12 protein-coding genes are annotated in these 15,111 nt (G+C 60.2%); 6 read left to right on the forward strand and 6 right to left on the reverse strand.

The window, feature by feature from the left end; genetic code table 11:
* Nucleotides 1-791: tetratricopeptide repeat protein (locus ATB98_RS28715; protein WP_157111019.1), on the reverse strand; the 791-nt coding region annotated here is incomplete at its 3' end.
* Nucleotides 792-1,286: 495 nt separating this feature from the next.
* Between ATB98_RS28715 and ATB98_RS04200 the strand changes: the two genes are divergently transcribed.
* The gene (locus ATB98_RS04200; RefSeq protein WP_066869493.1) at nucleotides 1,287-4,307 is read left to right on the forward strand and encodes a GT-D fold domain-containing protein; all 3,021 of its coding nucleotides are present in this window, start codon (nucleotides 1,287-1,289) and stop codon (nucleotides 4,305-4,307) included.
* A 132-nt stretch (nucleotides 4,308-4,439) separates the two neighbouring features.
* A complete protein-coding gene (locus ATB98_RS04205) occupies nucleotides 4,440-5,489 on the forward strand; it encodes a capsular polysaccharide biosynthesis protein (RefSeq protein ID WP_167354052.1) in 1,050 nt (349 codons plus the stop codon).
* Nucleotides 5,490-5,611: 122 nt separating this feature from the next.
* Here the strand turns inward: ATB98_RS04205 and ATB98_RS04210 are convergent, their stop codons facing one another.
* From ATB98_RS04210 to ATB98_RS04225, 4 genes are read right to left on the reverse strand one after another with little or no spacing between them, the layout of a single operon-like run.
* The gene (locus tag ATB98_RS04210) at nucleotides 5,612-6,409 is read right to left on the reverse strand and encodes a 3-methyl-2-oxobutanoate hydroxymethyltransferase (RefSeq protein ID WP_066869499.1); all 798 of its coding nucleotides are present in this window, start codon (nucleotides 6,407-6,409) and stop codon (nucleotides 5,612-5,614) included.
* A 52-nt stretch (nucleotides 6,410-6,461) separates the two neighbouring features.
* Nucleotides 6,462-7,688 (reverse strand): NAD(P)/FAD-dependent oxidoreductase, encoded by a 1,227-nt coding sequence (locus ATB98_RS04215; RefSeq protein ID WP_066869502.1) that lies wholly within the window; start codon nucleotides 7,686-7,688, stop codon nucleotides 6,462-6,464.
* 34 nt (nucleotides 7,689-7,722) lie between these two features.
* On the reverse strand, nucleotides 7,723-8,040 hold the full coding sequence (locus ATB98_RS04220; RefSeq protein WP_066869505.1) for a MocE family 2Fe-2S type ferredoxin: 318 nt from the start codon (nucleotides 8,038-8,040) through the stop codon (nucleotides 7,723-7,725).
* A gap of 52 nt (nucleotides 8,041-8,092) precedes the next feature.
* Entirely contained in the window at nucleotides 8,093-9,181 is a 1,089-nt protein-coding gene (locus ATB98_RS04225) for a fatty acid desaturase family protein (protein ID WP_066869508.1), read from the reverse strand.
* Nucleotides 9,182-9,339: 158 nt separating this feature from the next.
* Between ATB98_RS04225 and ATB98_RS04230 the strand changes: the two genes are divergently transcribed.
* The 4 genes from ATB98_RS04230 to ATB98_RS04245 all read left to right on the forward strand — a co-directional run bounded on the left by ATB98_RS04230 (nucleotide 9,340) and on the right by ATB98_RS04245 (nucleotide 13,463).
* A complete protein-coding gene (locus ATB98_RS04230; RefSeq protein WP_066869511.1) occupies nucleotides 9,340-10,371 on the forward strand; it encodes a LacI family DNA-binding transcriptional regulator in 1,032 nt (343 codons plus the stop codon).
* A gap of 109 nt (nucleotides 10,372-10,480) precedes the next feature.
* Nucleotides 10,481-11,557 carry an ROK family protein gene (locus ATB98_RS04235; protein ID WP_066869514.1) on the forward strand — a complete coding sequence of 359 codons (1,077 nt, stop codon included), beginning with the start codon at nucleotides 10,481-10,483 and terminating at the stop codon, nucleotides 11,555-11,557.
* Nucleotides 11,558-11,662: 105 nt separating this feature from the next.
* Nucleotides 11,663-12,073 carry a hypothetical protein gene (locus ATB98_RS27795; protein WP_234781863.1) on the forward strand — a complete coding sequence of 137 codons (411 nt, stop codon included), beginning with the start codon at nucleotides 11,663-11,665 and terminating at the stop codon, nucleotides 12,071-12,073.
* A 103-nt stretch (nucleotides 12,074-12,176) separates the two neighbouring features.
* Nucleotides 12,177-13,463, forward strand: a complete 1,287-nt coding sequence (locus tag ATB98_RS04245) for an amidohydrolase family protein (protein WP_066869519.1) — start codon at nucleotides 12,177-12,179, stop codon at nucleotides 13,461-13,463.
* A 277-nt stretch (nucleotides 13,464-13,740) separates the two neighbouring features.
* On the opposite strand, the gene ATB98_RS04250 is transcribed toward ATB98_RS04245, so the two are convergent.
* A complete protein-coding gene (locus ATB98_RS04250) occupies nucleotides 13,741-14,607 on the reverse strand; it encodes a hypothetical protein (protein WP_066869522.1) in 867 nt (288 codons plus the stop codon).
* Nucleotides 14,608-15,111: the final 504 nt, after the last annotated feature.

Raw genomic sequence — 15,111 nt, forward strand, 5'->3', positions numbered from 1 at the left:
AAATCGATAAGCACTTCCGCTAAAACCATTCTCGCATTTACATCGCTAGGATAATGCGCAACAGCAATTTTTGCCTTCGCACAGGCTTTCTCCAAGCTGCCAGCAAGGCGGAGTTCCTTGGCTTCCTTGACAATCGACCCGAGCAACCTCCTTTGACGCAATGCCGCTTTTCTCCGGAGTGGCTGGTCAACTGGAATACGATCATAGATTGTGATCGCCTCGTCGAAGTCTTGCATGCCCTCCAACGCGAAGGCCAACTGAAACAGCAGACTTCCGAAAACATCGGTGGTTCGCTCCTCATCAGTAAGTTTGTCAAGGCCAGCCTGGGCAATACGGCCGGCATCGGCGAACAACGAACCTTCGTTGAGATAATCTGCCGCGCGCAGATGGACGTCAGCTCGGTTTTCGGCTCCGGCTAAAGCAATCTCGACCGCATCAAGGGTGTAGTCGTAGGACCCGGTTATCAGTTTTAGTTTTTGTCGGGCACGGCTCTCCAATGGATCCATTGAGAGGACTAACCGCAGATGCGGCACGGCATCTGCTGGCCTATCCAGATCAACAAGCACTTCTGCTAAGGCAATCCTCGCATTTACATTTCTAGGATAGTCCCCGACGGCAACTTCCGCCTTGGCGCAGGCGCTATCGAGACTGCCAGCAAGACGGAGCTCCTTAATTTCTTTGACTAGAGCCTTGATAGAGGGCAGCGTTGCGGCGACTACGCCGGCTTTTGGTTGTGCAGCATCCGCTTTATGCCTAGGTTTTCTGAATACAGAGGAGAAGAAATGACGCACGGATGCCTCTTGAACCGACTGTTGCGTGAGGAAGCCTTGTGTTCCCCGGTCTCATAATATTTCCGCAGACTAAACACGCGCGGGAGCCCCCAAAGGACGCGTGCTGCAACGGCGCACCGCTATCCCCGATGCCCAAGATCATTGGCGGCGTAATCGTTATCCTGTTCCCATCACGAAACCAACAGTTCCGGTCACATCATGCGTCCGCGAACCGTTTTGCTGCCTCATAGCAAAACCACAACGCGTTCGCCAACCCCATGGCGCAACTCATGCAGGGGGAAATCGCTTGAGGTCAATAAGGGTGTGCGATTACGGCCGCAGAGAGGTAATTGTCGTCGGCGCCGTTGTTCCCCCCTGGCTCTGGCTTGCCCCGCCAAAGGAATTTTTCGATGGCCGCGCACACATCGTGAACTTTTCGGCGGGGCTTTCGGCTGACACCGATTTCTCGGCATGCTACACGCGGCGCCGGTCGGATCACACTAGGGAAGCCTGTTTATGCCAGTCAACGGAACCTCGTCGAACAGCCAAGTCTTGGAAACCGAGGAAGTTCAGAAGCATTTTCAGAACGGGCTTGAAAGGGTCGCACGGGTTATCGACCACAATCCGGATTATAATGCAATCATCGGTCACAAGCTCACCGATGAATTCCGTGATCGGTTCAGCCCATCGGCATCGATCGAAGATCGGCGGCGTTCCGCCATCTCGGAATTGCACGCGGCCATCAGGACGTCGAAGCAAGGCACCTACGCGCTGCCAGACGTCGATATCCTGTTTCTTGGCCGGACGGAAAACAACCTTCGTGAGTTTTCATTCCTTCTGGACGTTCTCGGGCGGCTCGACAAAAAATTCAGCCACTTCAACGCAGTCGACCTGAAGTTCTCCAAGAGACGGCACAGCCAGGCTGATCTCGACCAACTTATCGAGCATCTGACGCCCGTCATGGTCGATTACATCGACAGCAGAGAGACGATCGGGCCGGAACTCGTATACCAGCTCGGACAGTTCGCTGTCCATTTTATACGGTATCTATTCTCGCTGGCACGAAGCGACAGCAAGCATCCCTCCTTGGCCGTTGTCGCGAACGATCATTCGCCAAATCCCGTTGCGTTCTCATTGGCGATGAAGACCTTCAAGGTCAGACGGCTCTATGTCCAACATGCCGAAGTTTCCACCAGCTTTCCTCCCCTTGACTTCGAGTTCAGCATTCTCCGGAACGCTGTTTCTCGCCGGATTTATGAAGAAGTCGGTCCCATCAATGGTGACGCTTTCATTATTTCCCGTTTCCCCGAGCCTTTCCGCTATCCGAAATGCAGCCACGACGAGTCGGCAAAACTGAGCGTTGTTCTTTATACAACAGGGCGGGTCGACGTTGACGGCCTTCGGCTTGTGTTTGAGCGCCTGAGGACCAATCACCATGTCTCGTCGGTACATGTCAAACCGCACCCAAATCAGGCAACCGTCGAATGGCCGCACGGGCTTTCCGTCCTCGACGACTTTCCCGTTTTTCCCCACATCGCCGTGGTAGCGAATTCATCAGTCGTTATCGAATTGCTGCACCGAGGCATTCCCGTTTTCCAGAACTTCGATTTCGATCCCGTCGAGCCCGACTACTATGGTTTTGTCAGAAGCGGTGTCGCCGGTTCTGCGTCTATGGACGCGCTGAGCGGCGCATTTTGGAATCAATTCGACTTCGATGAGCAATGGTATTCGCGTTACGCGGACCTCTACGCTCCTCCCGAGTCGGCGTCCGAAAGCGACAAGGCTAAGCTTTTGGAGAGGATCTCCCCGATTATCGACCGCCGCTTTCGCCCCCGCGCAGGTGTTGCCATGAAACGCCCGCCGCTGAAGCCGGTTCGTAATCCCAAGACCAAGCTGCCGTCCTACGGGAAAACCATCGTGAATATCATAGCCAAAATATCGTCTCGGCTGGTTCTGGAAACGGTAAAGTACATAGCCTATGAGTCGCCCTTGAAGGCTAGGCAAGCGATTGAAGAACTGCGCGTGTCGGGACATGGATCCCCAGCGGCAGCAGACCCTAGGAAGCTGCCGTGGCTGCAAGCATCCATAACCGGGGCGCGCAATCCCAGCGAATGGCTGAATAGCACTCTTGCCATCGGAATCGTGGACCACGAGGACGCCATCAAGGCGATCGATCAGCTCTACTTGAGTCGGCACCCGGTGGTGTTCACGCTTTTCGACCGCCTCGACGACCTCGAGGAGCATCTGGCGGTCTACCTTTGGCTTTCCTTCAAACGGTTTGAAATAACCGGGGTAGCCCTCCCCTATCCACTCGACGGAATGATCGAGGCGATACTTGACGTTCCGAACCGCCGGTTTGTCCGGTTGGCGTTGGAGGGGCTCGCCTTCAACGCCTGCCTCAGGGAGGACCGCCTGGATTTGCTCGATCTCCTATTCGAGAAAGCCTTGCGTGTCCGCCGCGAAAACCTATCAACCACCCGCCGCATCGCGCTTCTTCGACACCTGATCCGGACGGGGAATATCGAAAAGTATGAGAAAGCTCGTAAAGAGTTCTGGGAGGCAGAGACGCCGTTCCACCGGCTCAAGATCGCCGATGTGGACAATGTCTTCGGCACGAGACATGGCGGTTCGACCCACCAGCAGACAGAGCTCGCTTTCGAAAACGAGGCGCCCTCAGCCGTCGCCGCAGAGTTTAAGGCGGACATCAAACCGGCCTATACCCGTCTGCGACACGGCATGCGCTTCATGGACGTCAGGTCGAATGCTGAAGAACGGAAGCAGTTCCAGCAGGTTGTAGTGGATGCGATTCAGCAGAAGAAACCCTTGTCCATGATCCGTCTCAGTGACGGCGAAGGGTATGCATTTGCCGAGCATCAGGAGTTTTTCACTCTTGACGACCAGCTCAACCGCGAACGTCATTGGTGGGGCATCGAGCTCGACACGGAGTTGAGATCATCCATTACGGCTCGTATTCGAGCCGCCGTTGATCACGCCGACATTCTAGGCATTCCGTCAATCCACCGGTTTGTACGAGATATCCACCAGAAGAGCACCACCTTCAAGGCGAGCGTTCAGGGCCGCGGCCTGCTGCAAGTTCTCCATTATTTCTCGAATCGCCCGTCATCGGCGCTTTTTGGAGAGGAGAGAATGAATGTTCCGCTGTTCCGATCGCATGAAGCAGTGAGAGAGATGTTGATTGCCTCACAGCAATGTGTCCTGGTAAGCAGCGCAAACATTAGCCAGCTCCCGGAGTGGATGCGCGGCCTCACGTCCATGAGCCACGTGACGATCCCGACGCACTTCCGGACGTCGCGCAATGAGAAGTATCACGTCTCTGATCAGCCCCTGCCCCTCGTTTATGAGGCGATCGATGAGGAGATCCGGAGAAAGACATCGCCCGGCACACTTGTTCTCGTTGCCGGCGGCATTGTAGGCAAGATATTCATCGGAACCGCCAAGGAGGCTGGGGGAGTCGCTCTGGATCTGGGCAGCGTGATGGATGAGTGGCTCGATGCCGGCATCCATTCCTTGCACTGAACCGAAACCGGTTCGATCTCCGTTCTGTGTGGTTGTTCCCTCACAATCAATTGCGATGACATCGCTCCACTGCAAGCTGAACCGGAACCCGGTTTCAGCGAGAAGCGCCACACTATGCTAAAGAGCCTGGGCATGGACGAACAGCAACGGTCGCGACCAGCACCGCTTTTTCTATTTGGATTCAGCAAATGGAAAACCTTCATGCGCGATTGGTTTCCCAAAAACGAAGTGATCTTCGGCTGCACGAAGCCATGGCCACTCGAATTCGAGCTCTACTGGAAGAGGAGGCTGCTTCGGGATCCGCGAACCCAGGTCATGGCGTGGCAGTATAAAGGGCCGCCGAAGCTCAAGGAATTCTGCACGCGCCACGGCATCACATTTCGCTATGTCGAGGACGGCTTCCTTCGTTCCGTGGCGTTGGGCGCCCTGCACGTGCCGCCGCTTTCACTAACCTTTGACGCTCAGGATATGTACTTCAATGCGGAAGCGCCCACCGACCTCGAGAACATCCTGCGTACGCATGATTTCGAGGGCGATCAGGCGTTAATTAGGCGGGCAAGAGCCGCCAGGGAGCGGCTCCTCGCAAGCCGTCTCAGCAAATACAATTCCGGCAAGTCACTCGATATCGCCTCCGTTTACGGCTCGAAAACTCGAAAGCGCGTGCTCGTGATCGGCCAGGTGGAGCGCGACGCCTCGATCGCCTTTGGCTGCGCGCGGCAGATTAACAACAATGATCTCGTGCGCCTTGCTGCATCCGAGAACCCCGAAGCGCAGATCATTTATAAACCGCACCCGGAAGTGCTGAAGGGCACGGCCGAGGCGAAGTCCGATCCGAGCCTGGTGCGCGATGTCGCGATGATTCTCACGCAGGATATCAGCCTCGCAGACGCGCTCGAAACCATCGACCACGTCTATACGATTACCTCACTCTCGGGCTTCGAGGCGCTGCTGCGCGGCATCAAGGTGACGACAGTGGGCTGCCCCTTTTACTCCGGCTGGGGGCTGACGGATGATCGCCAGCCAAGTTCACGCCGAGGCCGAACGCTCTCGATCGATGAAGTGTTTGCGGCCGCGTATATTCTCTATGCCAAGTATCTCGATCCAGTCACGAAACAGCCGATCGAGATTGAGCAGGCGCTGGAGGTTCTGGCCAAGTTGCGGGCGGAGCAGATGGCGGCTTGAGAGTTGCCGTCGTTAGAGCCGGTGCTCGTCGTCGACACGCGCACCGACAAAAAAGACCGCCTCGATCGCTGCGACCGAGGCGGCCAGGCGGCCCCACTGGGAGGTGAGCTCGTGATGCGCTTTCAGCCCCGCTCGAGTTCGGCGAGGAAGGCGTTCAGCTCCTTGTCCTCAATCCCGACAAGATGGCCTTTTTCCGGATAGGCGCCGGAGCGGACGTCGGCGGCGAATTCGGCGAAGGCGGCGATGCGCTCCTTTTGCAGGCGGTCGTATTCGGCGGCGAAGTCGCGGTAGGTCTTGGCGTGGCGCGGGTAATGGCCGCGGTGGGCGCCGAGCACGTCCTCGGCGAAGAGGTATTGCGCGTCGCAGCCCGTGCCCGCGCCCATCGACAGCATCAGCATCGAGGTGCGCGCGCTGATCGCGGCGGCGACCTCGCCCGGCACCACCTCGATCTCGGCGGCGAAGGCGCCGGCCTCTTGAAGCGCCTTCGTCTGGCGCCAGACCTCGAACGCGCTTGCGACGGTCTTGCCGACGGCGCGGAAGCCGCCGGTCCAGGTGGCCTTGGACGGGATGAGCCCGACATGGCCGCAGACGGGGATGCCCTCGTCCCGCAGCCGCCGGACGGTCGAAAGGCTTGCGGCGCAATAGACGGCGTCGCCGCCCGCCTTCAGCGCCTTGAAGGCCGCGCGGATATACTCTTCCGCGGTGACATAGTCGCCATATTCGAGGCCGGGGAAGGCAAAGACGGAGGGTGCTGCCTCGCGAAACTCAGGGCCGAGCAGCGCCGGCGGCACGGAAACGAGATCGATGCCGGCCTCTTCAGCGGCGTCCGCCTCCTCCAGCGTCACGACGCGCAGCATGGTGAGCTGCCTCTTGCCCTTCATCGACAACAGGTCGGCAACGGTCGGACGGCGGTCTCTCATCGAAATCTCCAGGAATCGGCGTTTCAAAAAACAGGTCAGGCACTGGCGGCGATCAGGCCGCCAGCAGCTTCTTGAGCTTGGTTTCGGGGGAAGCGAGTGCTGCCGGGTCCGGGCGGCTGCCGGCGGCGATCAGCATTTCGGCAAGGCGGATGTCGCGGGCAACGGCGTTGCCGGGGCCGATGCCGCTTGCGGCTATCAGCCGGCCGTCGCCATCGAGATGAAAGAGGATGAAGGCGCCATCGTCCATCGCGCGCCGGACGGTGGCGGCCGCGCCATCGGCAAGGCCGGCGATCTGCAGCGTGAGCTCGTACTGGTCCGACCAGAACCACGGCACGCTTGCAATGCGTTCGGCCCCGCCCATCAGGTTGGCGGCGGCGAGCGTCCCCTGGTCCTGCGCGTTCCGCCAGGCTTCGAGCCGCACGCGGCGCCCGCCACAATGCGACAAAGGGAAGGAGCAGCAGTCGCCGGCAGCAAGGATGTCGGGGTCCGAGGTGCGGAGCGTCTCATCGACGGCGATGCCGTTGTCGATCGTGAGCCCCGCGGCCTCCGCGAGGTCGGTATTCGGCACCGCGCCGATGCCGACGACGACGAGATCGGCGGCAAGGCTCCCGCCATCGGCGAACAAGACGCGCGCAGCGTCGCCACCATCTTCGATGGCCGCGATCCGCGCGCCGCAGACGATTTCGACACCCGCAGCCCGGTGCCGCTCGGCGACGATGGCGGCGATCTCTTCCGGTACGGCGCGGCTCAAGACGCGCGGCAGACCTTCGACGACGACCACCTCGGCACCGAGCTTGCGCGCGGTCGCGGCGAGCTCAAGCCCGATGAAGCCGCCACCGACGACAGCAAGCCGCCTGCCGGGCGCCAGCGCGGCGCGGATCGCCAGGGCGTCGGCATGAGTCCTGAGCATCCGGATGCGTGCCGCGCCTTCTGAGACGCCGGGAAAGGTGCGTGGCCGGGCGCCGGTCGCGAGAAGAAGCCGGTCATAGCCGATGGAGCGGCCGCCCGAGAGATGCACTGTCTTTCGCCCCCGGTCGATCGCTTCGGCCATGGCGCCGGTCAGCACCGTGATCCCCACTTCCTCGTAGCGCTCGGGAGCGGCGACATATTTCGGCGGCTCGGCGCCGGCGAGCCCGTCCTTGGAAAGCGGCGGCCGCTCATAGGGGTGGTGCGGCTCGGCGCCGATCAGCGTGACGTCGCCGTCGAAACCCTTTTCCCTAAGGGCAAACGCCGCCCGGGCGCCGCATTCGCCGGCGCCGACGATAACGATGTGCGTCATGCTCTTCTCCTTCGCCTCCGGCGCCAGGGCTTTCTCAGGAAATTGCGATGAAGACGCTGCCCGCCTCCACCTTGACGGGATAGGTCTTGAGGTTGACGCAGACGGGAGCGCCTTTCGCCTGGCCGGTCTTGTAGTTGAAGCGGCCGTTGTGCTTGGGACATTCGATGATGTCGTCCATCACCAATCCGTCGGCGAGGTGGATCTGCTCATGGGTGCAGAGCCCGTCGGTCGCGAAATATTCGTCCTCGGGGCTGCGATAGACGGCGAAGGTGCGCCCCTCGTGGTCGAAACGGATGACGTCTTCCTCATCGATTTCGTCAGCCGCACAGACCTCGACCCAGTTCGCGCTCATGGGTTTTCCTCCATTACGATAGTGAGTTTGATCGGTTGGTTCGCTTAGCGCCTTACTCGGCGGCATCGACGACCCGGTCGCTGTGGAACTCTTCGCGATAGGGCTTTGCCGTCGGCGGCAATTCGCGCTTCAGGAAATAGTCCTCGTTGCGCAATTGCCTGAGAAAGGCCGGGATCATCTCGCGGTAGCCGTGAAGGATCGATGGGTTCGCCGCCGGCAGGTCGTGCTTGATCATCTCGTGCAGTTTCGGCAGCGCGTGATAGGGCACCATCGGGAACATGTGGTGCTCGACGTGGTAGTTCATGTTCCAGTAGATGAACCGGCTTATCGGATTCATGTAGACGGTGCGGCTGTTCAGCCGGTGATCGGTGACATTATCGGCAAGACCGCCATGCTGCAGGAGACCGGTCAGCACGTGATGCCAGGCGCCGTAGAGCCGCGGCAGGCCGATCAGCATCAGGGGCAGGATCGAGCCGAGATAGACCGCAAGGCCGATCGTCGCCAGATAGATGGCGAGCCAGATGCGGGCAACGCGGATCGCCTTCGGCTGCTCCGTTTCCGGGATAAAAGTCTTTTCCGCGGCGCTGATCACGCCGAAGGCATTGCGGACCATGTCGATCATCGCGTGCCAGACGTCGAGGATGCCGAAGAAATTGAGGACGAGGCGCAGGAGATCCGGCGGCCGCATGACGGCGATTTCAGGATCGCGGCCGACGATGATCGTGTCGGTGTGATGACGGGTGTGGCTCCAGCGCCACGTCACCGGATTGCGCATGATCATGAAGCAGGCGATCTGGTAGCCGGCGTCATTCATCCACAACGTCTTGAAGGCGGTACCGTGGCCGCATTCATGCCAACGGCTGTCGGAGGCCGAGCCGTAAAGCACGCCATAGGCGATGAAGAACGGAACCGCTGCAAAGGTGCCCCAGAAAGCGACGCCGAGACCGCCGAAGAGCACCATGCTGCCGAGCCAGATCGCGGTATCGCGAAGGGCGGGGCCGTCCTCGCGCTTCATCAGCTCTTTCATCTGCTTGCGCGGGATATCCGTGTGATACCACTCGGCCGCGGCAAGGCCGCTCGCAACCGCGGCCTGCGCATCGCGCCCCAGCAGGCTGTAGTCTCTCTTCGTGGGAACCGTCATCCCTGCCTCCTACCACGCCACTCGTCTCTCCGGGCTCCATTTCGGAAAATGAGAATAAGTTGACTTTTGACGGTTCTCAATGCAGGTATGATATATTCTCTCAAATCCTATCAGCATAGCACATCAGGGCTGAGGGAATAGTTTCAGGAGGGGAAGGCATGACCAGGAGGCCGACAATCGCAGACCTTGCCCGCACGGCGGGCGTGAGCGTCGCAACGGTCGACCGGGTGCTGAACGGCCGGCATCCGGTACGCGAGGAGACGGCGCGGCGCGTCTATGATGCGGCGAAGGCGATCGGCTATCACGCCGTCGGCCTCTTGCGCCAACGCGTCTTCGAGGACCTGCCGCAATATCGGCTGGGCTTCCTGCTGCAGAAACCGGAGCAGTCCTTCTACAAGGCCGTGGCCAAGGAGATCGAGAACGCCGCGCTCTCTCTGACGAACGTCCGCGCCATCCCGCAGGTGGATTTCGTCGCGAGTTCGACGCCGAGCGGCATAATCGAAAAGCTGAAGGCGATGGCCGCGCGCAATCAGGCGATCGCCCTCGTCTCGCCCGACTACCCGGCCGTCACCGCCGCGATCGAGGAGCTCAAGGATCGCGGCATCCAGGTCTTCGCGCTGCTTTCGGATTTCGCGGCTGGCGTGCGCGAAGGCTATGTCGGCCTCAACAACCAGAAGGTTGGAAGAACGGCCGCGTGGATGATCGCCAAGGCCGCCAAGCGCCCCGGCAAGGTCGCGGCCTTTGTCGGCAGCCACCGCTTCCACGGCCACGAGCTGCGCGAGATCGGGTTTCGCTCCTATTTTCGCGAAAAGGCGCCCGACTTCGAAGTCCTCGACACGATGGTGAACCTCGACACGCCCGAGATCACACACGAGGCGACGCTCGACCTCCTGCAACGCCACCCCGACCTTCTCGGCTTCTACGTCTGCGGCGGCGGCATGGAGGGCGCGATCTCGGCGATCCGCGAGGAAAAGCTCGAGAACAGGCTGCTTGTCGTCGTCAACGAACTGACGCCGGAATCCCGCGCGGCGCTGGCGGACGAAGTGGTCCTGATGGCGGTCGCGACCCCGGTGCCAGCTTTGGCGCGGGAAACGATCAACCTGATGCTCGGCGCCATCGACCGCGGCGTGGCAAGCATTCCGGGCCAGACCTTCCTCCCCTTCGATATCTTCACGCCGGAGAATATCTAAAAGCTCGGGTTTGCGGCTGACGCGCGGCGGCGCCGGGAACATCGCCTGCGCTGCCTACGTTAACGGCTCGCCCGACGTTCAAGTGCCGGGTGACCATGGAGGAGGTTGCGTGGGCAATTCTGCGGACAAGAAACCGGGTGGCGCGCCGCTCACCCATGGTGCAGCCGAGCTGCCTTCGGTAACCGTCGACGGCTATAATCTGGAGCTGCGCGACAGTAACGGCTTCCTCGGCGACAACGCCAACAAATTCGCCTTTGACGAAAAGCTCGATGCCTGGCGCAAGCGCGTGCGACAGGCGGGCGCCGACCCGCTTGGCAAGACGCCGACCCGCGATCTGACGAAAAAGGAGATTGATGCTCTTCTCGATGGCGACGACAAGGAGGCCGCTGCTGTAATCTTCGGGGCCGTGGAGGATTTCGCAACCGCGTTCGCGACGGTCCTCGGCAGGTTCTTGAAGCAGGAAAGCTGGAAAGATACCGAACGCGTCGCGGTCGGCGGCGGCTTCAGCGGCCACGCGATCGGCGAACTCGCGATCGCCCGGGCCTTGGTGCTGCTGAAGGCCGAGGGCCACAGGGTAGAAATCACACCGATCGTTCACCACCCTGATGATGCGGGGCTGATCGGCGCCGCCTACCTTATGCCGCCCTGGATGCTGAAAGGCCACAAGGCCATGCTTGCCATGGACATCGGCGGCACCAATGTTCGCGTGGGCATCGTCGAACTGCGTTTGAAGGAGGCGGAGGACCTCGCGAAGGCAAAGGTGTGGAAGTCGGATATCTGGCGTCACGCCGATGACAAACCGAGCCGGAAGGCGACGGTTGAACGTCTTGTCGCCATGATCGAAAAGCTTGTTGCAAAGGCCGACAAGGCAGACCTCGAGCTCGCACCGGTAATCGGGGTCGCCTGCCCGGGCGTAATCAGCGCCGATGGCTCGATCCTGCGCGGCGGCCAGAACCTTCCGGGCGGCAATTGGGAAAGCGAGCACTTCAACCTGCCGCTCGCCCTGAAGAAAGCCGTTCCGCAGATCGGTGACGAGGAAGCCTTTGTCATTATGCACAACGACGCCGTCGTCCAGGGACTTTCGCAGATCCCGTATATGCGCGACTGCACAAGCTGGGGAATCCTGACGATCGGTACGGGCCTCGGCAACGCCCATTTCCATAACAAGCCCGAAAAATCGAAGTGACCCCGACTTTCAAAACCCGTCGCTCTTGAAATGCCGTCGAACGGAGCCTTGATGCGTATCCCGGATACGCCTAGTTAAAGCCGCACATTTTTAAAAAAAACAAAGATGTCGTCGCGTGAACGCCTGAGAAAATATCGAGAGGTCGGTGGCGCGGCAGATTTCGTGCGCGTGGAAATCCTGGTCCCCGCCCCCGACCGGGATGCGGTTCTGGATTTCGCCCGGGAGCTTCGGGAGAACCACCGAATGAAAAAGGAACGGATGGTCGAGTTCCTCCGGGCAGCAACGGAACGCTATGGCGTGCGAGTGTTTGATAATATCGATCTGAGCAATGTTGAAAGTCTGACGGGGAAATGCCGGATCGTGGCAAACGCCCTGATGGAACGAGGTGATGCTCGCGCTTTTGCGATGGCCCGTCGCATGCTCTCTGAACTCGAGGCCGAGCCTCGAGTTCATGCCGGATTTTCCGGCCATGCGGCCGAAGTGGGCGGGCGAAATTCGTCTCAGAACCGTCGATAGCGCCGCGCCATAATTGCGGCTTTCAATCCGCGTGCTAGGCTGCGCTGGATTCGAGCCGGCCCATGGCCGGGCGTCGCTCTTCCGAATTTGCGCTGGTGCCGATATGTTCGATCTGATCATCCGAAACGCAAATCTCCCGGACGGCCGCAGCCGCGTCGATATCGCTATCGGAGGTGACAAAATCGCCGATGTGGCGGTCGGGATCGAGGCAACCGCCGCCGAGGAAATCGACGCGACCGGCCGGCTCGCTTCGCCGCCCTTCGTCGATCCGCATTTCCACATGGACGCGACGCTGTCGCTCGGCCTGCCCCGCATGAATCGGTCCGGCACCTTGCTCGAAGGCATTGCGCTCTGGGGGGAACTCAGGCCGACGCTGACGCGCGAGGCGCTGGTCGAGCGGGCCTTGCGCTATTGCGACCTCGCGGTCTCGCAGGGGCTTCTCGCCATCCGCAGCCATGTCGACACGAGCGATCCCCGGCTGGTGACGGTGGAGGCGCTGCTCGAAGTGCGCGAAAGGGTCGCCCCCTACATCGATCTGCAACTCGTCGCCTTCCCGCAGGATGGCTACTACCGCTCGCCCGGCGCCGTCGATGCCTTGAACAGGGCGCTCGACATGGGCGTCGACGTGGTCGGCGGCATTCCGCACTTCGAGCGCACCATGAGCGACGGCGCGGCATCGGTGGAGGCGCTCTGCCGGATCGCCGCCGAGCGCGGACTGCCGGTCGACATGCATTGCGACGAGACCGACGATCCTTTGTCCCGCCACATCGAGGCGCTCGCGGCCGAAACGATCCGCTTCGGGCTCAAGGGACGCGTCGCCGGTTCGCACCTCACCTCGATGCACTCGATGGACAATTATTACGTATCGAAGCTCATCCCGCTGATGGCCGAGGCCGAGATCAACGTGATCCCCAATCCGCTGATCAACATCATGCTGCAGGGCCGGCACGACACCTATCCGAAACGCCGGGGCCTGACGCGCGTGCGCGAGTTGATGGAAGCTGGCCTGAACGTCTCCTTCGGGCATGATTGCGTGATGGATCCCTGGTACTCCATGGGTTCGGCCGACATGCTGGAGGTCGGCCACATGGCGATTCACGTGGCGCAGATGGCCGGCATCGAGGACAAGAAAAAGATCTTCGACGCGCTCACCGTCAATTCCGCGAAGACGATGGGACTTGATGGCTATGGCCTCGCGAAGGGCTGCAACGCCGATCTCGTCATCCTGCAAGCGCGCGACCCGCTGGAGGCCTTGCGGCTGAAGCCAAACCGCCTCGCGGTCATCCGGCGCGGCAAGATCATCGCCCGCACGCCGGCGCGCATCAGCGAACTGCTGATCGAGGGTCGACCTTCGCTTGTGGATGGCTCCGAATATGCGCCGGGTATCTGACCGGATGTCCGGATAAGCGACACGAACCGTCGATTGCCGGTTACGCGCGGCCGTCGTTCTGCCATCGCGAGCGCAAGTGGCGCGCCATGCGCGCGCCGGGATGTTTCGACTATGGTGGCAAGGCCGGGTGATCCCGCCCCTGCCCCCTTCGACACAAGGTTTCGTTTCACTCGCATTAGAGCGGGATGCACTCACATGCGTTCGCGCCATCGCTCTATCTGTTTGTTTTTGCCGCATTTGTGCGACGTCAGGTGATTCCACCTGACTGCAAAATGCTCTAGTCCAGGCTGGCTGACTTCGTTACCGAACGCTCCACGCGAAGGATGAAGTTGCTACCCGAACTGGTTACCTTGGTGATCTTCCATGAAGGTTTGACGAGCCCGCCCAACGTCGCCGAATTCCTGATGGCGCTGGCGATCTTGTCCTTCACTGCCGTTTGGTTGAGATTGGCGACAGCCGCCGACTCGATTGCCGGCGTCAGCTTGTTCTTGATTTTGCCTTCAATCCAACCGCAGATACCCTTGAAGGTTTGGCAAAGCTTATTTGCGATCTTGATGTCGTATTTGAACGTCACGTCCTGGTCTTGATTGATGTTGGCGTAAGCAATCGACCCTTTGTACGCGATCGGCTCGAGGGAAACACCGAGCATTGCATTATCGATATGAATGTCCCGCTCTATGTCGAGCGAGCATTCTTCCCATTTCTTAAGTCGCCGGCGAATGCATTTCGCCTTGATCTCCTCACCCTTGTTCTCAAATCGTAGATCCACATTGATCCGCCCGCCGTCGATCGTCGCCTGGATGGATTGCGTGTTCAGGTCGTCCACGTAGTACTTCAATTGGCGCCACTTGCTGACATTGAAGACCTGCTCGTCCACTGCAAACGATGATTTTTTTCCATTCGGGAGGAGTAGGTGGCTCGCATCGGCGTGCCAGGATATGCCACTGCCGCTCCCGTGCTTGCTGCCCAGATTATGGACGTGAGCCTTGGTCGAGGCGAAAGCGGCGTTAAATGCCGTGGCGATCACTGCCTTGGGAACGGGAATGTTGACCACCTCCATCTCCGCGCGCGCCGAAGACGCAAGCGGGGCAGCAGCAGAAAAGGCGAATGCAGCAACTGCTGCCATGGAAAGGATACGAGCCATTGGATATTTCTCCTGTTTCGGGTTGGCGCCGCATAGCGGCATGGCGACGGCCGTGCTGACGCAGCGGCACTACCTTGAGTCAGGTGAATTACATCTCAGTTCTTTGAGCACAGGACCATTTATGCGTGATCTGCGCCTTAGCAATGCTTGTTAATACGTGTGAAATGCAACTTCAGTTACCTATGGTACAATCTCAGGTTCTGAATTTTGCCTGCCAAGGCCGCTCTGCGGTTGACCCAACTATGGAGAGAAGGGCGACGATGAAATTGAGCGGTGCCGTGGCTACCTGCTTCGGCGGCAGTGGCGACGTCGCAAGGGACCGCTGTTCCTACGCTTGGTCGTGACGCCGACCGTGATCCGTCTCCCGTCAAAGCTGAGTGCCGCGGGAATGGAGTCTCGCCCACCGCACTCGGCGGCACCTTCGGGCTGATGCTCCTTGTTGTGCTGCCGCGAAAATCGGCCGGGCCTTCAACATCGAAGTCGCCGGTTCGATACCCTTCGTGA

This window comes from Sinorhizobium saheli, assembly GCF_001651875.1.
Lineage (GTDB): Bacteria > Pseudomonadota > Alphaproteobacteria > Rhizobiales > Rhizobiaceae > Sinorhizobium > Sinorhizobium saheli.